Source organism: Streptomyces sp. NPDC086080, from assembly GCF_044540255.1.
In the GTDB taxonomy this organism is placed as follows: domain Bacteria; phylum Actinomycetota; class Actinomycetes; order Streptomycetales; family Streptomycetaceae; genus Streptomyces.
The window spans coordinates 1-25,759 of the sequence record NZ_JBITRU010000059.1; the positions used below are offsets into that span (position 1 = coordinate 1).

21 protein-coding genes, 4 pseudogenes and 1 riboswitch are annotated in these 25,759 nt (G+C 71.1%); of the genes and pseudogenes, 14 read left to right on the forward strand and 11 right to left on the reverse strand.

The annotated features are described in order from the left end of the window. Positions 1 to 91: 91 nt before the first annotated feature. Together eccB and eccD are read right to left on the reverse strand one after the other, a co-directional pair. Complete coding sequence (gene eccB / locus ACIF9R_RS36300) at positions 92 to 1,570, reverse strand: type VII secretion protein EccB (protein ID WP_399987078.1); 1,479 nt, start codon at positions 1,568 to 1,570, stop codon at positions 92 to 94. Between the two features lie 16 nt (positions 1,571 to 1,586). After that, positions 1,587 to 2,966 carry a type VII secretion integral membrane protein EccD gene (eccD, locus tag ACIF9R_RS36305; protein WP_399987080.1) on the reverse strand — a complete coding sequence of 460 codons (1,380 nt, stop codon included), beginning with the start codon at positions 2,964 to 2,966 and terminating at the stop codon, positions 1,587 to 1,589. A 628-nt stretch (positions 2,967 to 3,594) separates the two neighbouring features. Here eccD and eccCa point away from each other — a divergent pair. Further along, on the forward strand, positions 3,595 to 7,599 hold the full coding sequence (gene eccCa, locus ACIF9R_RS36310; RefSeq protein WP_399987082.1) for a type VII secretion protein EccCa: 4,005 nt from the start codon (positions 3,595 to 3,597) through the stop codon (positions 7,597 to 7,599). A gap of 284 nt (positions 7,600 to 7,883) precedes the next feature. On the opposite strand, the gene ACIF9R_RS36315 is transcribed toward eccCa, so the two are convergent. After that, positions 7,884 to 9,146: a S8 family serine peptidase gene (locus ACIF9R_RS36315; protein ID WP_399987084.1), complete on the reverse strand. Its 1,263-nt coding sequence runs from the start codon at positions 9,144 to 9,146 to the stop codon at positions 7,884 to 7,886. 1,449 nt (positions 9,147 to 10,595) lie between these two features. Here ACIF9R_RS36315 and ACIF9R_RS36320 point away from each other — a divergent pair. The 3 genes and pseudogenes from ACIF9R_RS36320 to ACIF9R_RS36330 all read left to right on the forward strand — a co-directional run. Beyond that, a complete protein-coding gene (locus ACIF9R_RS36320; protein ID WP_399987086.1) occupies positions 10,596 to 11,087 on the forward strand; it encodes a MarR family transcriptional regulator in 492 nt (163 codons plus the stop codon). Next, positions 11,074 to 11,397 (forward strand): replication initiation protein, RepL2, encoded by a 324-nt coding sequence (locus ACIF9R_RS36325; RefSeq protein ID WP_399987088.1) that lies wholly within the window; start codon positions 11,074 to 11,076, stop codon positions 11,395 to 11,397. Before ACIF9R_RS36320 ends, ACIF9R_RS36325 begins: the two co-directional genes overlap by 14 nt. 79 nt (positions 11,398 to 11,476) lie before the next feature. Next, positions 11,477 to 11,892: pseudogene (locus tag ACIF9R_RS36330) on the forward strand (hypothetical protein); the annotation flags it as partial. On the opposite strand, the gene ACIF9R_RS36335 reads toward ACIF9R_RS36330, so the two are convergent. Further along, complete coding sequence (locus tag ACIF9R_RS36335; protein WP_399987090.1) at positions 11,831 to 12,148, reverse strand: DUF6087 family protein; 318 nt, start codon at positions 12,146 to 12,148, stop codon at positions 11,831 to 11,833. The pseudogene ACIF9R_RS36330 and the gene ACIF9R_RS36335 overlap by 62 nt on opposite strands. 131 nt (positions 12,149 to 12,279) lie before the next feature. On the opposite strand from ACIF9R_RS36335, the pseudogene ACIF9R_RS36340 reads away from it, so the two are divergent. Further along, positions 12,280 to 12,699 (forward strand): annotated as a pseudogene (locus ACIF9R_RS36340) (GNAT family N-acetyltransferase); the annotation flags it as partial. A gap of 138 nt (positions 12,700 to 12,837) precedes the next feature. Here the strand turns inward: ACIF9R_RS36340 and ACIF9R_RS36345 are convergent. The 3 genes from ACIF9R_RS36345 to ACIF9R_RS36355 all read right to left on the reverse strand — a co-directional run bounded on the left by ACIF9R_RS36345 (position 12,838) and on the right by ACIF9R_RS36355 (position 15,408). Then, entirely contained in the window at positions 12,838 to 13,434 is a 597-nt protein-coding gene (locus ACIF9R_RS36345; RefSeq protein ID WP_399987092.1) for a TetR/AcrR family transcriptional regulator, read from the reverse strand. A gap of 76 nt (positions 13,435 to 13,510) precedes the next feature. Beyond that, positions 13,511 to 14,284 carry an ABC transporter ATP-binding protein gene (locus ACIF9R_RS36350; RefSeq protein WP_399987094.1) on the reverse strand — a complete coding sequence of 258 codons (774 nt, stop codon included), beginning with the start codon at positions 14,282 to 14,284 and terminating at the stop codon, positions 13,511 to 13,513. Then, positions 14,281 to 15,408: an ABC transporter permease gene (locus ACIF9R_RS36355; protein ID WP_399987096.1), complete on the reverse strand. Its 1,128-nt coding sequence runs from the start codon at positions 15,406 to 15,408 to the stop codon at positions 14,281 to 14,283. Before ACIF9R_RS36355 ends, ACIF9R_RS36350 begins: the two co-directional genes overlap by 4 nt. A 216-nt stretch (positions 15,409 to 15,624) precedes the next feature. On the opposite strand from ACIF9R_RS36355, the gene ACIF9R_RS36360 reads away from it, so the two are divergent. From ACIF9R_RS36360 to ACIF9R_RS36375, 4 genes and pseudogenes are all read left to right on the forward strand, one after another. After that, positions 15,625 to 15,999, forward strand: a complete 375-nt coding sequence (locus tag ACIF9R_RS36360) for a hypothetical protein (RefSeq protein WP_399987098.1) — start codon at positions 15,625 to 15,627, stop codon at positions 15,997 to 15,999. A gap of 223 nt (positions 16,000 to 16,222) precedes the next feature. Beyond that, positions 16,223 to 16,498 carry a hypothetical protein gene (locus tag ACIF9R_RS36365; protein WP_399987100.1) on the forward strand — a complete coding sequence of 92 codons (276 nt, stop codon included), beginning with the start codon at positions 16,223 to 16,225 and terminating at the stop codon, positions 16,496 to 16,498. Beyond that, complete coding sequence (locus ACIF9R_RS36370; protein ID WP_399987102.1) at positions 16,498 to 16,896, forward strand: hypothetical protein; 399 nt, start codon at positions 16,498 to 16,500, stop codon at positions 16,894 to 16,896. Before ACIF9R_RS36365 ends, ACIF9R_RS36370 begins: the two co-directional genes overlap by 1 nt. Positions 16,897 to 17,152: 256 nt before the next feature. Beyond that, positions 17,153 to 18,111, forward strand: a pseudogene (locus ACIF9R_RS36375) (DUF4158 domain-containing protein); the annotation flags it as partial. Positions 18,112 to 18,191: 80 nt separating this feature from the next. On the opposite strand, the gene ACIF9R_RS36380 reads toward ACIF9R_RS36375, so the two are convergent. After that, entirely contained in the window at positions 18,192 to 19,322 is a 1,131-nt protein-coding gene (locus ACIF9R_RS36380; protein ID WP_399987112.1) for an RNA-guided endonuclease InsQ/TnpB family protein, read from the reverse strand. Positions 19,323 to 19,372: 50 nt separating this feature from the next. Here ACIF9R_RS36380 and tnpA point away from each other — a divergent pair, with 50 nt between their 5' ends. Beyond that, complete coding sequence (gene tnpA, locus ACIF9R_RS36385) at positions 19,373 to 19,801, forward strand: IS200/IS605 family transposase (RefSeq protein WP_399987104.1); 429 nt, start codon at positions 19,373 to 19,375, stop codon at positions 19,799 to 19,801. 714 nt (positions 19,802 to 20,515) lie between these two features. Here tnpA and ACIF9R_RS36390 read toward each other — a convergent pair. After that, the gene (locus tag ACIF9R_RS36390) at positions 20,516 to 20,926 is read right to left on the reverse strand and encodes a MarR family winged helix-turn-helix transcriptional regulator (protein WP_399987106.1); all 411 of its coding nucleotides are present in this window, start codon (positions 20,924 to 20,926) and stop codon (positions 20,516 to 20,518) included. 101 nt (positions 20,927 to 21,027) lie between these two features. On the opposite strand from ACIF9R_RS36390, the gene ACIF9R_RS36395 reads away from it, so the two are divergent. From ACIF9R_RS36395 to istB, 3 genes are all read left to right on the forward strand, one after another. Then, the gene (locus ACIF9R_RS36395) at positions 21,028 to 21,402 is read left to right on the forward strand and encodes an alpha/beta fold hydrolase (protein ID WP_399987108.1); all 375 of its coding nucleotides are present in this window, start codon (positions 21,028 to 21,030) and stop codon (positions 21,400 to 21,402) included. A gap of 83 nt (positions 21,403 to 21,485) precedes the next feature. Continuing rightward, entirely contained in the window at positions 21,486 to 23,123 is a 1,638-nt protein-coding gene (istA, locus tag ACIF9R_RS36400) for an IS21 family transposase (protein ID WP_399987114.1), read from the forward strand. Continuing rightward, positions 23,120 to 23,917, forward strand: coding sequence for an IS21-like element helper ATPase IstB (gene istB, locus ACIF9R_RS36405; RefSeq protein WP_360410671.1), 798 nt, complete (start codon positions 23,120 to 23,122; stop codon positions 23,915 to 23,917). Before istA ends, istB begins: the two co-directional genes overlap by 4 nt. 147 nt (positions 23,918 to 24,064) lie before the next feature. Here istB and ACIF9R_RS36410 read toward each other — a convergent pair whose 3' ends face one another. Next, positions 24,065 to 24,931, reverse strand: coding sequence for a bifunctional 5,10-methylenetetrahydrofolate dehydrogenase/5,10-methenyltetrahydrofolate cyclohydrolase (locus ACIF9R_RS36410; protein WP_360410675.1), 867 nt, complete (start codon positions 24,929 to 24,931; stop codon positions 24,065 to 24,067). Positions 24,932 to 24,953: 22 nt separating this feature from the next. Then, a riboswitch (ZMP/ZTP riboswitch) is annotated at positions 24,954 to 25,039 on the reverse strand. A gap of 148 nt (positions 25,040 to 25,187) precedes the next feature. Here ACIF9R_RS36410 and ACIF9R_RS36415 point away from each other — a divergent pair. Then, the gene (locus ACIF9R_RS36415) at positions 25,188 to 25,349 is read left to right on the forward strand and encodes an alpha/beta fold hydrolase (protein ID WP_399987110.1); all 162 of its coding nucleotides are present in this window, start codon (positions 25,188 to 25,190) and stop codon (positions 25,347 to 25,349) included. Positions 25,350 to 25,463: 114 nt separating this feature from the next. On the opposite strand, the pseudogene ACIF9R_RS36420 reads toward ACIF9R_RS36415, so the two are convergent. Next, positions 25,464 to 25,759 (reverse strand): annotated as a pseudogene (locus ACIF9R_RS36420) (Tn3 family transposase); the annotation flags it as partial.

Sequence of the window (25,759 nt, forward strand, 5' to 3'; positions counted from 1 at the left end):
ACGGAGTACTCCGGGCGGGCAGTCGGCGATGAAGCAGAAAACCCCACGGCGCGAGCCGTAGGAATCCCCCTCCTTCAGGAGGGGGAGGAAGTCAACGCTTCTCCGTTCCGCACCGCACCGTCGTGCCGGCCCGGCCGGCCATCGCCGCCGCCGGGTCGAGGTCCGGGCCGGTGGGGAGCATCGCCAGCAGGTGGGCCGGCAGCCGCCGGGCGTCGCCCGTGCCGTAGCCGAGGGCGGTCGCGGCCCCGCTGCCTGCCAGGCGGTACTTCACACCGTTGTCCGTCACCAGGAAACCGGTGTCGCCGAGTTCCCCGCCGCCCGCCCCCGCCGCGCGGACCAGCGCGCCCGCACCCGGCCGTACGGTGATGGCGTCCACCGGCAGGCAGGCCGGCGCGGCGTCCGAGCCGGGCGGCTGGGCGGGTGTGCCCAGGACGGTGACCGGCAGCAGGGACACGGCGGTGCGGACGGCGGCGCCGGACGACTCGGTCTCCGCGCACACCGCCCGGTCGGCGGGCAGGTCGAGGATCTCCGGCGGGGCGGGGGGCAGTTCGTCGTCACCCGGCGCACCCTGGGGCCCGGCCTGGTGGCCGGTGAGCGCCTCGGCGCCGAGCGGTACGGCCTGCGGGGTGCTCCCGCCGTACGCCTCGGTGCGGGTGCGGGGGTCGGCCAGCACCAGGGCGGTACGGGTGGCGGTGAGCGGAGTCAGGCCGTCCTCGGTCAGCAGGTGGTAGCGGGGGTCCGAGCCGGGGACGTCGACCTGGAAGATCTGCCCGATCCGGGTGGCGTGGCCGTCCAGCCGGGGCCCCGCCCCGCCGCGGCCGGGCAGGTCCGGCGGCGCGAGGTCGGGACCCTGCGGAAGGGCGTCGAGGAAGGCCGCCGAGACCGGACGCAGCGGCAGGGCCCCGTAGCCGAGGGCGTCGAGTACGCCGGTGCGGTCGTCCAGCCGCAGCCGGGTGCCCCGCCACAGCAGCCAGACCGCGCGGTCGGGCCCGGTGACCAGGACGCCCTCCCTCTCGCCCAGGCCGCGCGCGCCGTCGATGCCGGAGGCCGGGCCGGCGCCGACGACCAGGGTCGTACCGGCGGCGGTGGTGGTCTTCTTCGCGGTGCGGACGGTCGCGCACACCCGCCAGGGGCCGGTGTCCAGGTCGGCCGGGTCCGGCAGCGCGTCCGGGGCGCCGGGCAGGCCCACCGGCGCCCCGTGCGGGGCGCGGCGCAGCGAGGAGTTGCCGACGGAGACGGTCTTCATGCCGGCGCCGGCGATCAGCCGGGCGGAGGCGTAGTTGCGCACCGGGCGCAGCCGTCCGTCGAGGTAGAGATAGGAGGCGCCGGTGTCCTTGTCGACGACGAGGGCGCCGGGTGCGCGCCAGGAGTCGTTGCCGCCGGGCAGCAGCAACCCGACGACGAACGCGCCGGCGCACACCAGGGCCGTGATGAGCACGCCGATCAGGGCGCCCCGGTTGGTACGGCCGTTGGGGCTCTCCGCGTCGTCGGTCTCGGCGCGCATCATGGCCGAGGTCAGCCGGCTCATCACGAACATGTGCGCCTGGACCTGGTCACGTTTGTTCCGCATGCTTCGACGCCCCCGCTCAGCCGTTGAGCCCGCGCAGCAGGCCGTACAGGCCCACCGACCAGAACATCAGCGGGATCAGACTCATCGCGGCGAGGGAGTGCAGCAGTTCGGCGGCCCGGCCCCAGTACGGCACCAGCCGGCGGCCCGGCACCGTCCAGGAGGCGATCATCAGACCGGCGGCGAGGGTGAGCAGCGCGGCACACAGCAGCAGCCGGGTCTGGGTGGACGCCACCCCGCGCGCCGGGCCGTACAGCAGCAGCGCCGTCCCGAACGCCCCGGCGGCGGTGAGCGCCAGGCGCTGCCAGACGTTGCCCAGCCCTCTGCTGTGCAGGAGCAGCAGCGCGGAGAGCGCCACGGCGGTCCACACACCGGGGGTGGTCGGACGGGCGAGCAGCCCGGCCAGACAGGGCAGGCAGATCAGTCCGATCGCCCCGTAGAAGGCGGTCATCCAGCCGTCTCCCTGCACCGAGCGGTCGCGGACCGCGTCGGTCGGGTACGGGTCGATGCCCTCCTGGAGCTGCCGGGCGTTGGTGGGCAGCGGGGGCATCCGCATCCCGGAGAGCCGGAAGGACAGCGACGGCACGAACCCGCCGAAGAGCATCACGGCCACCGCCAGGGCGCCGGACGCCTCCGGGACGGTCAGCCCGTACAGCAGCAGCACCGACCCCAGCGCCCCGGCCGCCGCGGTCACGGCGACGCCCAGGAAGAGCGCCGGGTACGTCCCGACCGCGGCGAGCGCGAGCACCGCCGCGCCGGCGGTGGTGGCGCAGGCCGCGAGCGGGGCGCTGCCGTCGGCCGCCGCTCCGCCCGGCAGCAGCCAGCCGGCCAGGGCGATGTAGCCGGTGGCGGCCAGGCCCAGTACCGAGCCGGCCGCGGGGTCACCGACCGCGCGGGAGGCCGACCCGGCCCCGGCGATGAGCAGCAGACCGGCGGCCGTGGCGACCACGGCTCGCAGCCAGCCGTCCGGGCCGGGCTGGGCCAGGACCAGCAGGCCCAGGGCGAGGGCGGCGGCGCCCAGGCCGTACAGCGTCCGGCGGCCGACGGCGGGGTTCCAGCCGTGCGGCCGGTCCCGCAGCGCGGTGGAGATGCCGTCGACCAGGTCGTCGAGATGCACCTCGGGCAGGGTCTCCGCGCGCGGCCGCAGATGCAGGACCTCGCCGTCGCGCAGGCCGAGCGCGGCCAGGGTGCTCTCCGGGTCGAGCGGGTGACCACCGAGGCGCTGGAGCGTCCAGCCCTCGTGCCCGGCGCCCGCCTCGCCCAGGTCCTCACCGCCGTACTCGACGAGTGCGGGGAGCAGGTCGGCGACCGGTATGTCGGTGGGCACGGCGAGGTCGACGGTCCGGTCGGGGGCACGTACGGTCAGCCGGCACAGAGCCGCCGACACGGTGTCAGTCATGGGTCGTTCGCGCTTCCTGGCAGGCCGCCCGCTCGCGGTGCGGGAATGTCTGTGCGGCAATTCCGGGTGCGGAATGCCGGTGCGGTACCGGGCGTCCGCCGTTCACCGTTCACCGTCTGCTGTTCACCGTCCGTCGTCGGACGGCGGCGTCGGCGCGCGGCCCCGTTTTCCACGGCCGCTCGAGCCTAACGGCAACGACCGGGCGGTGAGAACGACGTCCGAAAGGGCCGCCGGAGTCATCCGTATGCGACTCCGGCCGGGTTCACCGGTGCGCGGACGGCCATTCTCCGCGGTATTCGCCGGATGCCATCGGATTCACCGGGTGGACGGTCGGGTTCTCCCTTCGGAGTCATGTCCCCGGCAGCCCCCGATTCCCGGCACTTTCGTGCCGGGAATGTGTCCCTTCCGTTCCACTCCTCTGTCCTTCCGTTGCCTGGTAAATTTTCGTGCGCTTTCCGGAGCGGATTCCCGGCTGGTGCAGGATCGGAAGCCATGGAATCCCCTGAGGGAAGCCATGGAATCCCTTGAAGAAGGACCGGCGGAAGCCGGAAGAAGCCAGGGGAATCCCCTCGGGAGAGCACGGCCGCGCGGCGGACCGCTCGATCACCGCCGTCAAGGAGGCCACGCGTTGAGCGTCATCCCGTACCGCAGGCCCGCGCGCCGCCGCGGCCCGGACATGCCCTCGGGGGAGATGACCCTCCAGGAACCGCCCGGCCTGCCCGAGGTGCAGCCGGACTCCTCCTCGGTGTGGACGTACCTGCCGATGGCGCTGATGTCGGTGTCGATGATGCTGATGTACATGCGCGGCGGCACCGGGCAGTCCGGTTCCAACGGCTTCCTGTACATCGCGCTCGGCGTGATGGTGCTCGGCGCCGCGGTGATGATCGTCGGCCAGACCATGCGGAAGGCCGCGGAACGCAAGCAGACACTGAAGGGGGAACGCCGCGACTACCTGCGGTACCTGTCCCGGACCCGGCGCACGGTCCGCTCCACCATCGCCCGGCAGCAGCGGGCCCTGTCCTGGCGGCACCCGCACCCGGACGCCCTGGCCTCCCTGGTGTCCAGCACCCGGCTGTGGGAACGCCGCGCCACCGACGAGGACTTCACCGAGGTACGGGCCGGTGTGGGCCAGCAGAACATGGCGGTCAAGCTGCTCGCGCCCTCCGACACACCGGTGGAGGACCTGGAACCGCTCACCGCACACGCGCTGCGCAGCTTCATCCGCGCCTACTCCACCGTCCCGGACCAGCCCATCGGGATCTATCTGCGGGCCTGGTCCAAGGTGCTGCTGCGCGGCGACGACGACGAGGCGGCGCGCGCACTGGTACGGGCGCTGCTCGCCCAGCTCGCCCTGTTCCACGCCCCCGACGACGTGTGGATCGCGCTGTGCGTGTCGGACGAGCGGCGCGCCGAGTGGGAGTGGGCGAAGTGGCTGCCGCACAGTCTGCACCCGCACGAGAACGACGGGGCCGGCCCGGCCCGCATGATCGCCTCGGCCTTCGGTGAGCTGGAGAACCTGCTGGGCGCGGAGTTCCAGGACCGGCCCGCGGCCGACCCGGAGGCGCCGGTGGGGCGGGAGGAGCCGTTCACCGTCGTCGTGGTCGACGGCTGCCCGGTGCCGGCGGGGCACCGCTTCGACGGGGCGGGCTTCCGCAACGCCGTGGTGATCGATGTGGGCGGCTCGCTGACCTGGCGGCCCGGGCGCACCACCCTGCGCCTGGAGGTGACGGCGGACGAACTGGCCCTGGTGCGCACCGACCGGGACCGCCGGGAACAGACCACGTCGCTGGGCGTGCCGGACCGGCTGGGCCCGGCCGGTGCGCTGGCGCTGGCCCGGCTGCTGGCGCCGTACCGGATGAACACCGGTGTGGTGGACACCTCGCGGCCGTTCGCCGAGGTGGAGCTGACCGGTCTGCTGGGCATCCCCGACCTGGAACGGTACGAACCCGCCGAGGTGTGGGCCCGGTTCGGCGGCGCCGCCCGGCTGCGGGTGCCGATCGCGGTGAGCGCGGAGGGCCGGCCGGTGGAGCTGGACATCAAGGAGTCCGCGCAGGGCGGTACGGGACCGCACGGCATGCTGATCGGCGCGACCGGCTCCGGCAAGAGCGAACTGCTGCGCACCCTGGTGCTGGCGCTGGCCCTGACGAACTCCTCCGAGACGCTGAACTTCGTCCTCGTCGACTTCAAGGGCGGCGCCACCTTCCTCGGTCTGGACGAGCTTCCGCACACCTCCGCGGTCATCACCAACCTCGCCGACGAGGTGGCGCTGGTCTCCCGGATGCAGGACGCCCTGCACGGCGAGCTGATCCGCCGCCAGGAACTGCTGCGCGCCGCCGGCAACTACACCTCCGCCCTGGAGTACGAGAAGGCGCGGCAGGCCGGTACGCCGCTGCAGCCGCTGCCCAGCCTGTTCGTGGTCGTCGACGAGTTCAGCGAACTGCTCTCCGCGCACCGCGACTTCATGGAGCTGTTCGTGATGATCGGCCGGCTCGGCCGCAGCCTCGGGGTGCATCTGCTGCTGGCCTCGCAGCGTCTCGACGAGGGCCGCATCCACCAGCTCGAGGGCCATCTGTCGTACCGGATCGGGCTGCGGACGTTCTCCGCGATGGAGAGCCGGGGCGTGCTCGGCGTGCCGGACGCCTACGAGCTGCCCCCGCAGCCGGGCAGCGGTTACCTCAAGAGCGGGGTGGAGGCGCTGACCCGGTTCCGCGCCGCGTACGTCTCCGGCCCGTACCGGCGGCGCCGGGGGCCGGTCACGCAGGCTCGGGCGGCGAGCCAGGTGGTGCCGTGGACGTCGGGGTGGGTGGTGCCGCGCTCCCCGGCGGAGGAGAGCACCGCGCCCGAGCCGCCCGGGACGACGCCCCCATCGGACGAGGAGGAGACCGGTCACACCCTGCTGTCCCTGGCCCTGGAGCGGCTGCGCGGCTCCGGCCCCCCGGCCCACCAGGTGTGGCTGCCCCCGCTGGACGTGCCGCCGACCCTGGACCAGGTGCTGCCGCCGCTGACCCCTGACCCGGAGTACGGCCTGACCACCGTGGGCTGGGCCGGGCGCGGCAGGCTGACCGTGCCGGTGGGCATCGTCGACCGGCCCTTCGACCAGCTCCGCGACCTGCTCACCGTGGACCTGTCGGCGGCCGGCGGTCATGTCGCCGTCGCCGGCGGCCCGCAGAGCGGCAAGAGCACCCTGATCCGTACCCTCGTCACCGCGCTGGCCCTCACCCACACCCCGCGCGAAGCGCAGTTCTACTGCCTGGACTTCGGCGGCGGCTCGCTGTCCGCCCTCGCCGGGCTGCCGCACGTCGGCGGGATCGCGACCCGGATGGACGCCGAACGGGTGAGCCGCACCGTTGCCGAGGTCAACGGTGTGCTGGGCAAGCGGGAGCAGTTCTTCCTGACGCAGGGCATCGACTCGATGGCCACCTACCGCAAGCGGCGCGCGGCCGGGGAGTTCGCCGACGAGCCGTATGGTGACGTGTTCCTGGTCGTCGACGGCTGGCAGACCGTACGGCAGGACTTCGACCAGCTCATCCCCACCCTCAACGCGATCGCCACCCGGGGCCTGAACTACGGCGTGCACCTGATCGTCGCCACCGCCCGCTGGATCGAGCTGTCGTCGGCGGTCCGTGACCAGGCCGGCACCCAGCTGGAGCTGCGGATGGGCGACGCGATGGACTCGCAGATCGACTCGCGCAAGTCGGCCGCGCTGCCCCGGATCCCGGGCCGTGGCCTGACCCCCGAGAAACTGCAGTACCAGGCCGCGCTCCCGCGCGTCGACAACGTCGAGGACGCCGAGGACCTGGCCGTGGGCGTGGAGGAGCTGGTCGCCGGGGTCGCGGAGAGCTGGCGGGGGCCCCTCGCGCCGCCGGTGCGGATGCTGCCGGTCACCCTCCCGGCGGCCCACCTGCCCGAGCCCGAGCTGGGCCCCTACAACCTGCGCGTCCCGCTGGGCGTGGAGGAGAACGAACTCGCCCCGGTCTGGCACGACTTCGCCGAGAGCCCGCACCTGGTCGTGGTGGGCGACACCGAGTGCGGCAAGACCAACCTGCTGCGGCTGATCGTCCAGGGCATCACCGCCCGCTTCACCCCGGACGAGGCCCGCATCATGACCGTCGACTACCGGCGCGAACTGGTCGAGGCGGTGCCGGAGGAGTACCGGCTCGGGCACGCCGTCTCCATGGACGGCCTCAGCGAGTTCGTGGAGGGCGCGGCCAAGGGGATCACCCAGCGGGTGCCCGGCGAGGACATCGCCCCGTCGCGGATTCGGCACTGCGACTGGTGGTCCGGACCCCGGCTGTTCATCCTGGTCGACGACTACGACATGCTCGGCACCGGCCCCATGACCCAGCCGTTCGCCCCGCTCAACGACCACATCCCGCTCGGTCACGAAGTCGGGCTGCACCTCGTCGTGGCCCGCTCCGCCGCCGGTGCCGGCCGGGCGGTCGGCGACTCCCTGCTGCGCAGGCTCCTGGAGGTCAACACCCCGGCGCTGCTGATGTCCTGCCCGCCCAGCGAGGGCTACCTCTTCGACAACGTCAAGGGCCGCCCCCTCGTCCCGGGCCGCGCCCTGCGCGTCGCCCGCCGCAAGGCGGTCCAGATCCAGACGGCCCTGCTGGACGACGGGGGCGCGGCGTAGGACGGGAGCCCGGCGTAGGACGGGATGCGGTCACCGGATCCTTCGCGCGGCCACCCGACCCGCCTCCTTGCCCGGGCGGTCGGTCGCCACTGCTCGCGGGGTTTCCCCGGCAGGTGGCGCCCGTGTCCCCGCCCGGTGCGCCGGACACCGGCCGCCGGACCCCGCGGCAGTCGAGGCGCCACGGCGCGCCGGGTGTCGCGGTGCGGCAGGAGTCCGGGCGGACACGGGCGGGCGCCGGGGCCGAGCCCTCGGCAACCGGCGCGCCGGCCCGGTCCCCGCGTCCCCTAGCCGACCCCGGGTGGGGTCCAGTGGCGGGTGCGGCCGCGGGGGAGCACCGCGGCCGCCGCGCCGAACAGCACGATGACCGCCAGGCACACCCCGGAGACCGCGAGCGCGGTGTTCCGGGAGCCGGTGTCGGCGGGCGCGGGGATCCGGGCGGGTGGGGCGGCGGCGCTCCGGGCGGCCGGGCCGGTGCCGGTGTCCAGGGAGAGCGCGGCGTAGGGATCGAGGCGGGGCACCCCGGCCGGGTACGCGGTGCGCAGCAGCCGTGCCCTGACCTGGCCGGGGCCCAGTCCGGGGTGCCGTTCCCGTACCAGCGCGGCCGCGCCGGCGGCGCAGGCGGCGGCCAGCGAGGACCCGAAGGCGATGTAGTGGCCCTTGCCGCCCGGCCCGGAGCCGACCACGGAGTCGCCGGGCGCGGCCAGGTCCGGGCGGTGGGCGGCCGGGGCACCGTCGGGCCGGGTGCCGGACGGCCCGAAGTCCACCACCGACAGGGCCTCCGGCGCGGCGGCGGGCCAGTACGGGCCGCCGGACGGCGGGGTGTCCCCGGCGCCGCCCGCATCGTCGGCGCCGCTGTCCTGCCCGGGCAGCGCGTCGGGGGCGGCCGGGGCGACGACCAGGGCGCCCTTGCCGGTGGCGTAGGTGACGGCGTCGGCCAGTTCGGCGCGGCCGTCGGTCAGGGCGGCTCCGGTGTAGATGACGTCGGCGCCCCGGTCGGCGGCCTCGCGGATCCCGGCGGCGACCGGGCCGGCGGAGTACACGCCCCGGGCGTCGGTGCCGCGCAGCGCCAGGACCTCGGCGCCGGGGGCCACGCCGGTCACACCGCTGTCCGTGCGGGGCGCGGCGGCGATCAGGCTCGCGGTGAAACTCCCGTGCCCCAGGCAGTCCCCGTCGGCGCCGGTGACCCGGCCGGACAGCCCGGCGATGTCGGGGGCGACCCCGGAGTCGACCACCGCGACGGTGACCCCGGCGCCCCGGGCGAGCCGTTGGGCGCGGGCCAGCCCGAGCACGGGGGCGGTCCAGGTGGTGCCGGTGGCGGTCCGTTCGGACGGAGCGGTGCACGGCCGGCCGTCGCCGAGCCGGACCGGCAGCGGGGGCAGCACGGTGACGTCCCGTCCGGTGGCGGAGGCCTGCCCGATGGCGGAGGACTGCCCCGTGTCCGGCAACGGCGACGGCGAGGGCGCCGCGGCGGCCGGCGCGACGGCGGTGGCCGCGAGGGCGACGGCGGTCGCGAGGGCGGCCGGCAGGCGCCCGGTGGAGCTTCGCATGGCGTGATGATAGGCAGTCGGCTGCCCGCGCCCGGAGGGCCAACGCCGCACGTGGCAGGCGGTGTTGAAGGCCCACCCGCCCTCTCGTGGCCCGCCGCCGACGACGCCGGTGCCCCGCAGGGGCCGTCATGCGTCCCGGAAGGGACGACCACGGTCCCCCGGAGGCCGGATTGCGGCCCGTACCCGTCGGCGGGGCGTGCGGCGCCGTTCCGGCAGTGAGAGATGTTGGTGCGGTGCCCGCGTTCCCGCAGGCCGGACGGCGGCGACGACGATCAGGAGGTTCGAGGCGCGTGTCACGGCAGCCGCTCACGGTCTCCCCGACCGGCCGGGTGACGCCCGTACCCTCGGCGATGCGCTCGCCCGGGCCCGCACCGGCGCGGTGATCCGGGCGGCGCCCGGACGCCACCCGGAGAACCTGGTGATCAGGACGCGGGTGACCATCATCGGCGAGGGCGACCCGGGCCAGGTGGAGATCTGCTCGCGCCCCCGGCAGGCTGGACTCCACAGAAAAATCGCGGAGGTTGAACCAGGCAACGGAGTGGCACGCCAGGGGGCGGAACAGCAGCGCTCACGCCGTCGGCCACAGAGCGTCACCCACCTCCGGCAGGCCGAGAACCGGCCACAACCGGATACGTGTACTCGCTCCCTTCGACCGAGTCAGCTTGCGTTACGGAGGGGCGGCGTCGCCTCAGGTCTTTTGAAGAAGCCCGTACTCGGACGGTGGCCGACGCGGCGCCCGACAGGGCCCGGTCGATGAACAGCCGGGTGGCATCGATCAGCCCAGCGACGCAGTTGCCGTGCGCAGGTCCTCCAGGGCTGCCAGTACATGCGGCGCGAGCCCTTCCGTGGCATCACGATCACCCTCGGACCACTGGGCGTACCCCCCACACAACACAGTCACAGTGCTCAGCCCCTGGATGCCCCTGTACCACCTCAGCCCCCACAAGTCAGCCACGACGGTGGCCAGGCCGACCGTGCAGGCGCGCGTATGTCACCTCAGCCACAGATGACACCAACCACGCTGTCCTGTTGTTGCCCACGCCAGCGTCCCTCGATCCGCACCCGGAAGACGGCAAGGACCTGGCACGCCCGAGGACCGGCGCCTGCGCCGGCCCTGAGGGCTCCCTGGGGAGTGGGGTGCTCGGTGTCCTACGTGCATGAAGAGATCGCAGTCGTCAGCGCGGCGCTGACCTGCAGAAACGCGCAATGTGATCCGACTGGGGAGTCGGCATACCCGACTCCAGGATCGGGTATGCCGACTCCAGGATCGGGTTGATCCGACTCCAGGATCGGATCACGTACCCATGAGCACACTGCTCACATGGCACACCGATTCGACTGTGCAGCGGGATCACTTAGCAATGTGGTAATGCTTTCCCTGGTAAGTGGTCTGTTCCCCGGGCCTGATCGCCTACCGGCCCCATACCGACTTGCAGAGACGGCCCTCAGATGGCAGAGCAGGCGCGGAAGATCCTCGCCCTGGTCGATCAGGACACGGGTGAATTCGAGGAGGTGTACCGTGCCACCTACGCGTTCGACGGAGCTCACGTCAACGTGGGCATCCGCAAGGGCCGCGAGTTGGCGTCAGCCGCTTCAGGTCTGACCGACCGGGAGTTCCGCGTCCTCGTCTGGTACTGGTTTGCCACGGAGACGAGCGAAGAGGCCATCATGCGGACGGGTGCTGATATCGCGGCAGAACTCGGTATGAGCCCGGATGCTCTGTCGAGAGCGGTAAAGGTTCTCAAGCAGGCTCGGCTGCTGGTCGAGGCGGGTGGACTCGGGCGGACCACCTTCTACAGGTGCACGCCCTACCTCGCCTTCATCGGTACTGGCTTCGCCCACCGTGAAGCCGTGAAGCACTGGAATCCGCCAGAGACCAGGGTGCGCGAGCCCTATGACCGCCGGCGTCGGAAGAATGCGAGGTCTGATGAGGATTCATGACGCGGAAGACGTCCAGTACCTGCTCCGGAAGACGGGGCGCGTCCTCAGCCCCAACCAGCGGATCGTCGTCATCCTCTACGCATCCTCGGAGCAGCGGCCCGACGGAACGGTGATGATCAAGGCCGGCGAGCTGGCGGCCACCGCAGGGATGACGCCTCCGGTGCTTTCTCGCACCCGCAAGGAGCTGCTTGAGGCCGGCTGGCTGGAGATCACCGGCAGTGTGGGGAGCGTCAAGCACTACCGGCTCGCTCCGGCCCTGTTCGAGGATCGGGGCGCTGCCGGGCGCCACTTGCGGGCTGTCGGTGGCTGAAGGCTGGTGCAGCGCGGTGAAGCGACCCGACTCCGGAGTCGGGTCGCTTGTGCGACATCCCGTGAGTTCTCCTGAGCCCGCCCGCGCGGAGGAGATCCTCAGCGTGAACATCGAGGACCTGGACCTCGCCGCCCGCCGCTGCCCGGTCAAGGCCGAGGGCACCCGGAGCCGCGGACAGGCCCACGAGGACTTCGTGTTGGAGACCGCCCGGACGCCGACCTGGCTCGACTCTCCTACGGCCAGGCCCGCGCCCTGCTCGACGAGCACGCCGCCGTGCGCGGGCTGGGGTGCCAGGTACTTGGCCACCTCCGCCGGCACCTGCCGCGGATCCGGCATGAACCGGCCCAAGTAACGCACACTCGTAACCTCCGAACTCCCGCCGGGGTGGGGGTTCGGAGGCCGGGAAGCGGCTTTTACCAGCCGTCTCCGGCTGTCAGTGCCGATACCACGGCTCGGTCGGGCGCCAGGGTTCGGGCGCGGGGGGCAGTTTGCTGAATGTGGGCAGAGGAACACGTTCGGCGCGGGACGTGGAATCCTGGCCGGTCTCAGCCGCGGCGGTCTGGTGGTCCTCGGCGATTCCGGCCGGGGTCCACTCATGGTCGTTCCATTCCTGGATGCCGCGCGGCACGTCCGGGTCGACGTGGCTTCCCCGTTCTGCCTGTTCTCCGAGCGGGACCGTGCGGCGTTCCCCGGCCCTGGGGCGCTGTTGCTCTCGGTGTGCTGCCCACTCATCGAGAGGTTCGTCTTCCATCGGGGCGCCCCCTCCCTTGTCGGTTTTGGTTCAGTCTGCCGCGCCAACCCATCGCCGTGGGCTGTGCGGAGTTACAGCGTCGCGGTCCATCCATCGCGTGACAGGGTCGTCTCCCCTTCGGGAGTGATGGTGAGCAGGTCGAACAGATCGTGACGCGGTCCGTCGCCGCAGCCACCGCAACACCCCACACCGAGTACGCCCTTGCCGTCATCGAGCGGGAGACGGCGGAGCTGATCGGGTTCGGCCGCCTGGCCACGGACCCGCACCAGCAGCGTGGCGCCACTATGGGCTTTGCGCTGCGCCCCGCTTCCTGGGGCGTTGGGTACGGGCTGGAGACGGTGAAGCTGCTTCTCGGCGTCGCGTTCGATGATCTGGACCTTCACCGCGTCTGGGGTGCACGGTCCCCTCTCAACACCGCCTCCGCCCGCACGATGGAAGCCGCAGGCATGGTCGAGGAGGGGACCATCCGGGAGCACGTGTTCAAGGCCGGGAAGTGGCGTGACTCCGTCGTGCACGCCATCCTCGATCGAGAGTGGAACGCCGCTCGCTGAACTCCCGGCGGGCGACGCCCCGTTGTCAGGCAGTGCTGTCGAAGCCGCCGAGCGGCACCTTCGACAGTGGGTCGTCCTCCGGCTTGATGAGGGGCCGGTCGTAGACCGTCACGGCTCCAGGATCATCCTGTGGCGGGTTCACGGTTCGCTGTGGCCGCCGGCCGGGGAAAGACAGCGGCGTACCAGTTCGAGGGTGCGGTCCGTCACGGTGCCGAGGGGGGCGCCGTGCTCCACGGCGTTGAGGGCCGTGTGCAGCATTCCGGCGATCAGGTCCGCCGTGAGCGAGGGGTCGGGGGCGCCGATCTCCCGTACGGCGGCGCGGAAGGGCTCGACCTGCTCCAGATGGAGCTCCATCAGCCGTTCCAGCGCGGCGGGCGGGAGCCCGGCGCTCATGAGGGCTGCCGCGGGCCGGTGTGCGCCCTCGGCACCGAGGCGGAGGCTTTCCCTGAAGAACGCCTCGACCCGTTCCACCGGGCCGCTCGCCGTGGCCATGGCGTCGGCGAGCGCCTGGTTCGACCGCCGGAACGCCTCTTCCATGACGGTGGCCAGCAGGGCCGCCGAGGAGTCGAAGTACTGGTACACGCTGGAGCGGGCCAGGCCCGCCCGGGCGCCGACCGCCGTCGGGGTGACGGCGGCGGCGCCCTCGTTCACCAGGAGGTCGATCGCCGCCCCGACCAGCGCCGCGCGCTGCTGGGCGCGGTGTTCGGCGACGGTGGGGGCGTTGATCTTCGGCATGCGGAGCGGCTCCCGGGGGTGAGGAACGGGCGGGTGACGAACGGGCTGGTGCCGGCGCGTCGGCCCGAGGCCCCGGTCAGGACAGGCGGCCGTCGGTCATCTCGTGCACCCGGTCGGCAGCGTCCATTATCGCCGTGTCGTGGGTGACCATGACCGTGGCGGTGCCGCGTTCATGGGTCTGCTCGGCGATCAGCCGCACGGCCTCGGCCGAACGTACCCGGTCCAGCGCGGAGGTGGGTTCGTCCACCAGCAGGACCGCGGGGGAGGTCATCAGCGCCCGGGCCAGGCCCGCGCGCTGACGCTCGCCGCCGGACAGCTGGTGCGGGCGGGAGCCGGCGCGGTGCGAGAGCCCGACCGCCTCGATGAGCTCGTCGGCCCGGGACCGGGCGGCGGCGTCGAGGCGTCCGTCGATGTGCAGGGGCAGCAGGAGCTGTTCCCGGACGGTCAGGGAGGCCAGCAGGTTCGACTGCTGGAAGACGAAACCGATGTGGTGCCGGCGGGCCGCGGTGCGCTGCTTGTCCGACAGGGCGGTCAGCTCGGTTCCGGCGATGTGGACCGTGCCCGAGGTGGGCCGCTGGAGGCCGCCGGCCACGGCGAGGAGGCTGGACTTGCCGGATCCCGAGGGGCCGACGACCGCGACGAACTCCCCGGGAGCGACGGTGAGGCCGACATGGTCGAGAGCGGTCACCGCCGTGTCGCCGTCCCCCAGGGTGAGGCAGACGTCGCGCAGGTGCAGTCCCTTGGAATCCGCGGCGTCCGGGGCTGTCGCGGAGCCCGCGGAGGCGGGGGCGGCCCGGTGGTCGGTGGCGGCCCGGTGGTCGGTGGCGGACGTGGTCGTCGGGTCGGTCATCGGGTGGCTCCCAGAGCGGTCAGGGGGTCGACGGCGGTGATACGGCGGACGGCGACGACGGCGCCCAGGACTCCGAGCCCGATGAGGAGGCCGGCGGAGGTGGCGATGGCCGGGGCGGAGAGGGAGAACGGCGCCTTGCCGATCATCGCGCTCCCCAGGGCCAGCCCGACGGCGGTGCCCACGGCCGTCGCGCCGACGAGGACGGCGACGACCTGCGTCAGCGCGTCGCGCAGGATGTACCCGGTGGGCGCGCCGAGCGCCTTCAGCAGGGCGATCTCGGGCTTGCGCTGCACGGTCCAGACGGTGAAGAACGCGCCGACGACGAGGGCGGAGATGGCGTACAGGAAGCCCTTGATCAGGGCCATGGTGCTCGACTCGGCCGTGTAGCCGGGGGAGGCCCCGTAGGTGGTCTCCTTGCTGTCGGCGCGGGTGCCGGTCGCCTTCTCCACGGCGGAGACGTCGGCGCCCGGCTCCAGGGTCAGGGCGACGGCGGTGGCCTGCCGGGTGGCGGCCTCGGGCAGCTCGCCCGGCAGGCCGTAGTGCAGGTGACGCCAGGTGTCGAGGTCGGTGTAGGCGACGCCGATGTGGCCGTAGGAGACGGTGTCGTCGAGCAGACCGACGACCTTCAGCCGTACCTCGCTCTTGTCCGCGGTAAGGACGTCCCCGATCTCGACCCCCAGGTCGGCGATCTCCTGGGTGATGACGATCCCCGCGCTGCCCTCCGTCAGGCTTTCGCCTTTGGTGGGGGCGGGAGCCAGGGGGGAGTCCGGTGCCACGCCGAAGACGGCGAGGTTGACCTGTTCGCCCTTCTCGGCGCCTTCGGTCACCTGGGCGTTGGCGAGGGTGTTCCCGAACGGCTCCGCCCGCTCCACACCCGGGGCCTCGGCCCAGGCCTGCCAGTCCTCCTGCTCCACGGTGGAACGGGAGAACTGTTCGCTGGTGGCCTTCTCGTCGAAGGCCATGTGGGTCATGGGCAGGGCGCGCAGACCGGATATGCCGGCGTCAGCCAGGCCGGAGGCGAGTCCGGACAGCAGTACGCCCAGCACGGCGATGAGCGCGACCACCGCACCCATCAGGGCGAAGCGACCGCGGGCGAAGCGCAGATCGCGGAGGGCAAGGAACACGGGATCTCCGAGGGACGGGAAGGACGGGAGGGGCGGCGGCGGGAACGCGACAAGGGCACACCACGACGGCCCACTTTGCGGAATCTTGACGACACGTGCGTCGGCATCTTACGGGGTGATGTCGCGGTGATGGATGTCGACACCCCTGTCGGGTCCCACGGGTCCCCGGGGCCCGGGTCCTCCGGCCTTCGACGGGCGCGGCGGGACGGAGGGACAATGCCGGGCGTGGATCCGCAGCACTCCCGCTCACTCGAGCCCTCCGCCGCAGAGGTGCTGCGTGCCCGGTACGCGGGCCGTCTGCCCGGCCGCCTGGACGAGTTGGCCGGGCCGGTGCACGGACGGGTCGAACTCCCCCTGCATGTGACCTGGTCCGGCCTGCGCGCGTACGACCTCGACCGGCCGCGTCAGAGGATGAGCCTCTACCGCACGGTCCTGGCCGAGGGCCGGCGCCAGGACCTCCTCGCCTTCCTGAACCGGGACCTGCTCGCCGCCCAGTGGCCCGCGCTGCGCACCCTGGTCAGCAGGCATGTCCGCGACGTGTGGGAGGACGCCTTCCCCGAGCTCGCCCGTGAGGCGTCCGCCGCCGCGTGAACCTCAGCGACCTGCACCGCCGCCTGCTGTCCGACGTCCTCGCCACGGCACGCCCTACCCGTGGTCGTCACCGGCGGGTACGCGGTCCAGGCACGCGGGCGGGTCGACCGGCTCGGCCAGGCCGCCGGTCGACGGGAGTATGCCGGTGAGCAGCACACGGGACCGGCTCCAGCAGCTCCGACCTTCCTCTACCGGCAGTAGAGAAAAGCGGTACAGTGCGGGTATGGCAGCGGATGAGACGAGCATCAAAGTGAGTGTGGCGGCACGTGACCGACTGGCCATGCTGGCCGCCGAGCACGGCACGACCATCCGCGGGCTGGTCGAGGACCTCGCCCAGGGCACGCCGACTCAGGCCGAGTATGCGGAACGCGCTGAGCTGGCCCGCGCCGAGCTGGCCTCCGCCCTCGGGACTGCGCCGAGCCCCGAGGCCGAAGCACGGGCCCGAGCGCTGCTGGAACGCCTGGGCGGGACGCAGCACGCTCCGCGGGCCGCCGCATAGTGGGGGCGATCTCGGTCGTCCTGGACCACACGACCGCCGCGGCGCTGTACGACCCGAAGGATCCGTTCAACGAGTCCGTCGCCGCGTTCTACGTGCAGGCCTCCGGCGGACTGGGAACGCTGTACGCGCCGGTGCTGTCACTGACGGCCTGTGACGCCGAGCGTCCCGGACTCCTCGGCTACATCAAAGGGTTGCGGTTCATCCGCATCGAGGCCTTCGACACCGACGCCGCGGTCACGGCCACCGAGCTGCTGCGCTTCGGGCACTCCTGGGCCGCCGTCCACGCCATCCACGCCGCCCGGCCCTCCCCCGCCTTTCCCACCGGGCGTTTCCTGCTCACCCTGACACCCAAGGCGTATGCGGGAACCGGTGTCCAGGCCGTCCACCCCGGACAGTAGAGGCGCTGCCGCACACCGGGGCGCGGCGATCCGGGAACCGCTCCGGCACGGTGGCCGGGCCTGGCAGGAGACGGCCCTCGGGGAGTATCCGAACGAAAGTTAGCGGTAGCGGCTGACACGGTGTCGGGGGTTGAGGAACATCCGAACGAAAACCGGCGCTAAGCCCCTCGCGGGCCTGAGAGCGCTTTGACCTGCGGCTCTGTGGGGGCGGAGCCTTCGGCAGTCGTGTTGTTCACTGACTGTCTGGAGGCCCGGGGTGCCGGTCGAGTTTCTGACGGATTCGCAGGCTGCGGCGTACGCGGCGTACGACGGGGCGCCGTCGCGTACGGAGTTGGAGCGGTTCTTCTTCCTGGACGACGCGGATCGGGTGCTGATCGAGCCGAAGCGGCGGGCGCACAACCGGCTGGGCTTCGCGGCGCAGCTCACGACCGCGCGGTATCTCGGGGTGTTCCTGGACGACCCGACCGACGTGCCGCCGGAGGTCGCCGACTATCTCGCCGAGCAACTCGGCATCGCGGACGCATCGGTGCGAAGACGTACGGCGATCGGGAGAACACCCGGCTCGATCACGTCCGTGAGCTGCGGCGCGTTCTGGAGTACACGGAGTTCGCCGAGGCGGAGGCGGAGCTGCGGGTATGGGTGGATGCGCGGGCTTGGACGACCGGGGAGGGCCCGAAGGCGCTGTTTGATGCGTCGGTGGGTTGGCTGCGGGAGCGGCGGGTGCTGCTGCCCGGGGTGACGACGCTGGCTCGGCTGGTGGCCTCGGTGCGGGAGGCGGCGAACCAGAGGCTGTGGGACAGCCTATACGGGCTGCTGAGCACTGGTCAGCGGGCCGTGCTCGATTCCCTGCTGACGGTGCCGCCGGGGGCCCGGGTGTCGGAGCTGGACCGGCTGCGGCGGGGACCGGTCCGGATCTCCGGGCCCCAGATGAAGTGGGCGCTCGCGCGGGCGGCGGAGATCGCCGACTTTGGGATGGCCGAGGTCGACGTGTCCGCGATACCGCCGCGGCGGCTGGAGGAGCTGTCGCGGTACGGGGTGGACGGCAAGGCGTCACTGCTGCGCCGGCACGGTGACTCGCGGCGACTGGCCACGTTGCTGGCCACCGCGGTCTATCTGACGACTCGCGCGGTCGACGACGCCCTGGATCTGTTGGAGGTGCTGATCGCGACGAAGCTGCTGGCCAGGGCGGAGCGGGAGACGGCGAAGGAGAAGGTCAACTTGACCCGGCCCTGTAGGGCCGGGCTTGGAGGTAGTGCCCAGCTGGTTGCTGGGTGGACTCCTCCGTCCAGACACCCCTATGGGGTGGCAGGGACGCGTGACTCACGCCCCGCGTTCCACACGCTCTCGCCACGGGTGGCGAGGTTGTGGGAAGCATTCCGGTCGGCGTGGGCAACGACCCCGCACCCCCGGCAGATGAAAAGCCCCTGGTCGACACGGTTGCGCTTGTCGACGTGGCCGCACTCGGCGCACGTCTGCGACGTGTACGCGGGATCAACGAAGACCAGGGGCACACCGGCCCGCTTGGCCTTGTAGACGATGAAGTCTGCGAGCTGGGCGAAGGCCCAGGAGTGGAGTGCGACCCGTTGGGGCTTGCGGAGCCGTACCCGGTTGCGGATGCCCCCCAGTTCTTCGAGGGACAGGCCACGCCCGGTGCGTTCAGCCTCGGTCACGATCGTCTTGGAGATGATGTGGTTCTGGTTGGCGGCGTGCCGTGCTTCCTTGCGGGCACGGGCCTTGAGCCGCCGCTTGGCGGACTTGGTGCGCTTCTTCTGGAGCTTGGCACGCAGGGCAAGCTGTCGCCTGCGGTACCGGTTGAGCCCCCGCCCGGCCGCGAGGTAGCCGTCGGACGTGGTAGCGATGTTGACGATGCCGAGGTCCACGCCGATGAAGCCGTCCGGCTCGTACTGCTCGGCCTCGGGCACGTCGCAGGTGGCGACGAGGTAGAACATGCCGTCGCGCTCGATCAGGTCGGATTCGCCCTGCCGGTGTGCCTGGAGCGTCTTGAGTGCGTCGGCGGAGCACACGAACGGCACGTTCCTGACCCGGCCGTCCATGGTCCAGATGGACACGGTCCGCTGGTCGTACTGCCAGCTCAGGCACCGGTCGTCATACGGCTGGGCGGCCTCGGGGCGAAAGGTGACCGGCTTGGACTCGGCCTTGCGGCGACGCCTGGAGCCTTCTTTGCCGAGGTTGCCGGCCCGGATGTTGGCCTTGAGCGTGGTGTACGAGTCGCGCACCTTCTTGATGACGTGTTGCGCGGCCTGCGCTCCCAGCCCCCGCGCTTTGAGTTCGGGGTAGGTGTACTTGCGCAGCTCGTACTCACGCGGCACACCGCGCTCGAACGCCACCTCCGACACCCAGTTCGCGGCGTCATTGACCGTGCGCAGGGTGCGCTCAAGCGCGGATGCCTGCGCGGCATCCGGCATGAGTTTGACCTGTGTCACGATCTTCACGGGCGTGATCGTAGCATTGATCTATGTCACCACGCTGGGAGCCAAACCCCGATATTCGCAGGGGTCGTAGCGTTGTCCACACCCTGCATGCCCACTTGGTCTTCACACCCAAGTACCGGCGCGGACCGTTCACCGACGAGATCCTTCGACGCTGCGAAGAGGTCATGCGCGACGTGTGCACCGACTTCGGCGCGGAACTGCGGGAGTTCAACGGCGAACGCGATCACGTCCACCTGCTCGTGCACTACCCGCCCAAGGTCGCCATCTCCCGCCTCGTCGGCTCCCTCAAGGGCGTCTCCGCCCGGCGCCTGCGGCAGGAGTTCCCCGGCCACATCCGCACGTACCTGTGGGGTGAGCACTTCTGGTCGCCGTCCTACTTCGCCGCCTCGTGCGGGGGCGCCCCGCTCGCCGTCATCAAGGAGTACATCGAGAACCAGAAACGTCCCGGCTGAGGTCAACAGTGCAGACCCGTGCACCCGCGCGGGTCAGAGCAGTGTTAAGTGCCTGTTCCTGATCCAGTCATGCCAAGGCGGTCCACCGCACGAATGGATCGAGCGTCGTACGTTCTGCCCGCGCGCCCTCCGGCGGATCATCCTGGTTCCCCGGATGGGCGAGCGGACAGGGGGTCCCCGGTAGCAATGGCGGAAAATCCAACGAACCTGCAGCTGACCTGCGGAGACTCGGAACCTTCGCAGGTCAGAGCGGATAGTGGGTGAGCGGTGAGCTCGCATTGGGCGCGGGATCCTCGCGTGGGATGCGAACCCAAGGGCGTTCAGACTGACGGATTCTCGGCCACGGTGAACCCAAGGAAGGACGGCCGACCGTACAGAACGCAAGTACTGAAGGGCTGCCGCGACGATGTTCGCGCAGTTCAGCGCGGTACGGCCCCTGTGGACCGGTTCCAGTCCCGCCGTCCGGACCCAGATCCGCAGCCGAACTCAGCGCAGGGCAGGCGCTGGGTGCGGCATACGGAGGTGCCCTTCACCACGCTGGCCGCCAACGGCGGGCAGACCCGGGACGGCCGGGCGGCGAGCGGCTGGCAGGCCCGGTGTGAGTGCGGCCGGACCGGCTTAACTGCGCGAGATCGTCGAGGTCGAGGTCCCGAATGTGTACGGCGATAGGCGCTGCACGTCGCGATGGCGTCCATGCTGACGGGCCGCAGGTGTTCAGTCGGCTAGCGCCTTCACGATCAGGTCGAACAGCGTTGCGCGCTCCTTGGCAGTGAGCGTGCCCACGGTCTCGTCGAGGACTTCGTCGGCGATGCCGGATCCCGCTTGGTAGGCAGCGAGTCCGGCTTCGGTGAGGCGGTGGCGTACGGCCCGTCCGGCGCCGTCGACGCGTTCGATGAGGCCGCTCTTGATCATGCGCTTGGAGAGTTCACCCATCGACTGATCGGTCTGGAACGTCGCCTCGGCCAAGGCGTGCAAGGACAGGTCGGGGCTCTGGTGGATGCGGCGGAGCACGTCCCACTGCACGAGAGACACCCCGACCTGGGTCGTCAGCCGCCGATTGGCCTCGCGGTGATGGCGCCACTGAAGTCGCTTGATGGCCAGACCGACGTCCTGCTTGGAAGGCATACCCACCAGCTTAGGAAGCAGGCATCACTGATGCAAGGTTGCTTACCTAAGGAACCTGACCTAAGGTTCCTTAGGTAGCTCTTCACGACAGGGAGAGGATCATGACCACCAACGTTCCGGCCGGCAGCCTGCGGCCCACCCGTTCGAGCACCATCACGGTCAACGGCGCCGGCATCGCGCTGGCCGATCGCGACCGGACCCGTCCGTTCCTGCTGCTGCACGGCGGTGGCGGGGTCGCGACCATGACGGGCTTCGCCGACCTGCTCGCCGAGCGCACCCACTCCCGGGTCCTGCTCCCTACCCATCCGGGCTTCGGTGGCACCGTCCGGCCGGCGTCCCTTGCCAACACCAAGGACCTCGCGGCGGCGTACGTGGGGCTACTTGAGGAGCTCGACGTTTCCGACGTGGCTTTGTTCACGAGTCGTGACGGCGGTTGTACACGGGTTTGGGAGGCGCCCGTTTCCACGGTCGGGTGATGTTCACGAGTTTTGAAGGCAGTGGGGGGCTTGCCAGGACAGCATCGGGGTGTTCCCGGTGAAAGGGCCTGGTCATGCCGCAGATGTCGAAGGTCGAGCTGTACGCGGCGATCCGTCGGGACCACCGGGCCGGCGTGACGATGCGGGAGCTGGAGCGCAAGTACAACGTCGCCTGGCGGACGGTGCGCAAGGCCCTGGACTCGGCCTGGCCGGAGCCGCGCAAGCCGCTGCCGCCGCGGCCGTCAGCGCTGGATCCGTACAAGGCGGTGATCGACGGGATCCTGCGGGCTGACCTGGATGCGCCGCGCAAGCAGCGGCACACGGTCACGCGGATCTTCCACCGGCTGGTCGAGGAACACGGCGCCCACGTGTCGTATCCAATGGTCAGGCGCTATGTCGCCGACCGGAAGCCGCAGATTGCGGTGGAGGCGGGCAAGGCACCCATCGAGGCGTTCATCCCGCAGACCCACCCACCCGGCATGGAGGCGGAGGTCGACTTCGGCGACGTGGCCGTGCGGCTCGCCGGCGAGATGGTGACCTGCTACCTGTTCTCCTTCCGCTTGTCGTATTCGGGCAAGGCCGTCCACCGGGTGTTCGCCTCTGCCGGCCAAGAAGCCTTCTTCGAGGGGCACGTACATGCGCTGCGGGTGCTGGGCGGTGTCCCGCGAGGCCGGGTCCGCTACGACAACCTCAAGGCTGCTGTCGCCCAGGTGCTCGGGCTCAGCCGGGCGAGGGTGGAAACCGACCGGTGGATCGCCTTCAGATCGCATTTCGGCATCGAGAGCTTCTACTGCCGCCCGGGCATCGACGGCGCTCACGAGAAGGGCGGGGTCGAGGGACAGATCGGCTACTTCCGCCGCAACCACTTCACCCCGGTGCCGGAGGTTTCCTCACTGGCGGAGCTGAACGAGATGGTCGAGCAGTGGGACCTGCACGACGGTCGGCGGCGGATCGGATCGCGGCCGCGGACCATCGACGAGTACTTCGCCGTCGAACAGCCGCTGCTGATGCCGCTGCCGCAGGAGCCGTTCGAGACCGGGCGGGTATTCACTCCCAGGGTCGACCGCTACAGCCAGATCACGGTCCGCACCAACCGCTACTCGGTTCCGGTCCGGCTGATTGGCAAGCGGGTCCGGGTGGTGCTGCACGCCTCTCACCTGGTCGTTTATGACCAGAACGTGGAAGTGGCCCGGCATGAGCGGCTGATCGCCAAGGCTGGCTGCCGCCTGGAGCTGGACCACTACCTCGAAGCCTTGATCCGTAAGCCGGGCGCCTTCCCTGGCGCCACCGCTCTCGAACAGGCCCGTTCCGCAGGCAAGTTCACCCCGGTCCACGACGCCTGGTGGGCTCAGGCCCGCAAGGTCCACGGCGAGCGGGACGGCACCCGGGCCCTGATCGAGGTGCTGCTGCTGGCCCGGCACATCCCCCACGAGCACCTGGTCGCCGGGCTGGCCACCGCCCTGCGGGCCGGGGCCCTGACCGCGGACGCGGTCGCCCTGGAGGCCCGCAAAGCCGCGCAGGCCGACGACGGGCCACCCGCCTCCGGCCGGCCTGCGGGCAGTGGCTCTGGGGTGTCGGGGACCGTGACGTTTCTGCACGAGTGGAAGCTGGCCCACCTTCCGCCGGACACCAGGCCGCTGCCCTCGGTGACCCCCTATGACCAGTTGCTCCGACGTCGTCGCGCCAGCGGCGGTGACCACCGAGAGGGAGAAGCCCAGTGACCTTGCCCCGCCAGAGAGGCTTGACCGAGCAGGCCGCCGACGCCGCCATCGACACCGCCTGCCGCATGCTGCGGCTGCCGTCGATCCGCAACGAGTTCTCCGACATCGCCGACCGGGCGGTGAAGGACCAGATGACTTACCGCGGCTTCCTCGCCGAACTGCTGATGGCCGAGTGCGACGACCGGGCCCGCCGCCGCTCGGAACGCAGGATCAAGGCGGCCGGCTTCCCGAGGGAGAAGTCGCTGCGGACCTTCGACTTCGACGCCAACCCGAACATCGACCCGGCCACCATCCACACCCTGGCCAGCTGCGAGTGGATCAAGAAGAGCCAGCCGCTCTGCCTGATCGGAGACTCCGGCACCGGCAAGTCCCACATGCTCATCGCCCTGGGAACCGAGGCCGCAATGAAGGGCTACCGGGTCCGCTACACGCTCGCCACGAAGCTGGTCAACGAGCTGGTCGAGGCCGCCGACGAGAAGCAGCTGAACAAGACCATCGCCCGCTACGGCCGCGTCGATCTCCTCTGCATCGACGAACTCGGCTACATGGAACTCGACCGGCACGGCGCCGAACTCCTCTTCCAGGTCCTGACCGAGCGCGAGGAAAAGAACAGCGTGGCCATCGCCTCCAACGAGTCGTTCGGCGGCTGGACGAAGACGTTCACCGACCCGCGTCTTTGCGCGGCCATCGTCGACCGGCTCACCTTCAACGGCGCCATCATCGAGACCGGAACCGACTCCTACCGCCTCGCCACCACCCGAGCCCGGGCCGCAGAACCCGCCAAGGCCGGCTGACACATTCTCGGGCAGCCTCCTCGGCGGCTCACCGCCCTCACGGGCGGCGAGCCGCCATCGCAAGCACCGCCCGCCAGCTCGACACACGGTTTCCCGTTTTGAGTCGAAACGTTGCTGCCATGCCACCCATGAGCTGCTGGCGAGGCGTCAGTGGCGCTGCATTCCGAGCTGGTCCGCGGCGGCTTCCACGGTCTGCGCGAGCAGGACGGCAATGGTCATCGGCCCGACACCGCCGGGAACCGGAGTGATCAGACGAGCCCGGGTGAGGGCGGTGTCGTAGTCCACATCGCCGACGTTGCCCGGGTTGTAGCCGGCGTCGATCACGACCGCGCCAGGCTTGATGTCCTCACCGCGGATCAGCCTGGGCCGTCCCACGGCTGCTACCACGACGTCCGCTTCCCGGACGATCGCCGACAGGTCCGTCGTGCGGGAGTGGCAGTACGTCACGGTTGCGTCCTTGGCGAGCAGAAGCATCCCGGCTGGCTTGCCGAGAATCGCGCTGCGACCCACCACGACGGCGTGCTTGCCGGCGAGTTCGACGTCGTACGCTTCCAGCAGCTGCATGATCCCACCCGGAGTGCAGGACACGAAGCCTGGCAGCGCGAAGCTCATCGCGGCGAAGGAATGCATCGTGACCCCGTCGACGTCCTTCTCCGGAGCGATGGCCTCGAACGCCGCTCGCTCGTCGATGTGCGGGCCACAAGGATGTTGGAGCAGGATGCCGTGCACTTCCGGATCGCCGGAAAGGTCAGCCAGGGTGTCGATCAGCTCGGCGGTCGTGGTGGTGGCGGGCAGACCGATATGCCGGGACTGGATGCCTGCCTTCGCGCACCGCGCTCGTTTCATGCGAACGTACGTGGCCGACGCGGGGTCCTCTCCCACCAGCACCGTCGCCAGACAGGGACTGGTCCCCGTGCGTCGTGAGATCTCCGCCGCCTTGGCAGCAGCCTCTTCGACGATGCGTTTGGCGAGGCTGGTGCCATCCATGAGCTGGGCCGTCTGAGTCTCGGACATCGTTGCCCTCCAGGCGTTGCTGACCACTCGCCCAGGCGCACGGCAACGACGTCTCGTCAGACCGCTCCCCGGTGGTGCTCCACCTCAGCGCCAGTCACGGCCCACGCTGAACTGTAGTAGACGCAGCATGCTCACACCGATGAGCGTCCTCGGTCAGGAGCGACTTGCGAAGGACGATCTCCTCTGCGGTGACGTCAATTCACGTGAACATTCCTGACGCGTCTACGCGTCAGATGCCTCCCGAACTCGCAGACAAATGCTGCTGCCGGAAGTGAACGAAGCCAATCCCGGCTACGGCCGTGCCTACGCCGCCACGCTACCCGGTTCGACGTTCACGCTGCTGCCCCGCTCCGGTCACCTGCCTCAGGTTGAGACGCCCGAAGAACTGCTTGGCGCGATCGACGACCTCGGCCGCTGACACTTCCTCGAACACCGCAGCTCATCGAAGGGACCAGAGCTCATGACCACGCCACTCACCGTGACTCGCATCGCCCACGCTAGCCAGCTGATCACCCTCGGCGACCTCCGCGTTCTGAACCGCGCGGCCGAGTTCTTCGAGCGCGGCGTAGGTGGGGTGTTTGGGGCCGCCGCGGGTGAAGCGGCGCAGGACCTGTTCCGCCTCCGTGGTGCCCAGGCGCAGGGCGGTGGCGTACTTGACCATCTGGTCGTACTGCTGGGCGATCAGGTCCCACTTGATGGCCCGGGTCGTCAGCGAGCCGCCGAGCGCCGGCCAGCCGGGCGGGGAGTCGTCCGGGCGGTACAGGCGGATGCTGCCGATGTTCTTCAGCCTCGGCAGCAGCCGGAAGTTGAGCAGCTCGGTGAAGGCGA

Bases quoted from the DNA above. Each gene is read 5' to 3' on its own strand.
- eccB (WP_399987078.1), bottom strand. From the start codon at position 1,570: ATGCGGAACAAACGTGACCAGGTCCAGGCGCACATGTTCGTGATGAGC.
- ACIF9R_RS36320 (WP_399987086.1), top strand. From the start codon at position 10,596: ATGGCAGAGCAGGCGCGGAAGATCCTCGCCCTGGTCGATCAGGACACG.
- eccD (WP_399987080.1), bottom strand. From the start codon at position 2,966: ATGACTGACACCGTGTCGGCGGCTCTGTGCCGGCTGACCGTACGTGCC.
- ACIF9R_RS36345 (WP_399987092.1), bottom strand. From the start codon at position 13,434: ATGCCGAAGATCAACGCCCCCACCGTCGCCGAACACCGCGCCCAGCAG.
- ACIF9R_RS36395 (WP_399987108.1), top strand. From the start codon at position 21,028: ATGACCACCAACGTTCCGGCCGGCAGCCTGCGGCCCACCCGTTCGAGC.
- ACIF9R_RS36325 (WP_399987088.1), top strand. From the start codon at position 11,074: ATGAGGATTCATGACGCGGAAGACGTCCAGTACCTGCTCCGGAAGACG.
- ACIF9R_RS36415 (WP_399987110.1), top strand. From the start codon at position 25,188: ATGCTGCTGCCGGAAGTGAACGAAGCCAATCCCGGCTACGGCCGTGCC.
- ACIF9R_RS36365 (WP_399987100.1), top strand. From the start codon at position 16,223: ATGGCAGCGGATGAGACGAGCATCAAAGTGAGTGTGGCGGCACGTGAC.
- tnpA (WP_399987104.1), top strand. From the start codon at position 19,373: ATGTCACCACGCTGGGAGCCAAACCCCGATATTCGCAGGGGTCGTAGC.
- istA (WP_399987114.1), top strand. From the start codon at position 21,486: ATGTCGAAGGTCGAGCTGTACGCGGCGATCCGTCGGGACCACCGGGCC.
- ACIF9R_RS36350 (WP_399987094.1), bottom strand. From the start codon at position 14,284: ATGACCGACCCGACGACCACGTCCGCCACCGACCACCGGGCCGCCACC.
- ACIF9R_RS36315 (WP_399987084.1), bottom strand. From the start codon at position 9,146: ATGCGAAGCTCCACCGGGCGCCTGCCGGCCGCCCTCGCGACCGCCGTC.
- ACIF9R_RS36410 (WP_360410675.1), bottom strand. From the start codon at position 24,931: ATGTCCGAGACTCAGACGGCCCAGCTCATGGATGGCACCAGCCTCGCC.
- ACIF9R_RS36335 (WP_399987090.1), bottom strand. From the start codon at position 12,148: ATGGAAGACGAACCTCTCGATGAGTGGGCAGCACACCGAGAGCAACAG.
- ACIF9R_RS36390 (WP_399987106.1), bottom strand. From the start codon at position 20,926: ATGCCTTCCAAGCAGGACGTCGGTCTGGCCATCAAGCGACTTCAGTGG.
- ACIF9R_RS36380 (WP_399987112.1), bottom strand. From the start codon at position 19,322: ATGCCGGATGCCGCGCAGGCATCCGCGCTTGAGCGCACCCTGCGCACG.
- ACIF9R_RS36360 (WP_399987098.1), top strand. From the start codon at position 15,625: ATGCCGGGCGTGGATCCGCAGCACTCCCGCTCACTCGAGCCCTCCGCC.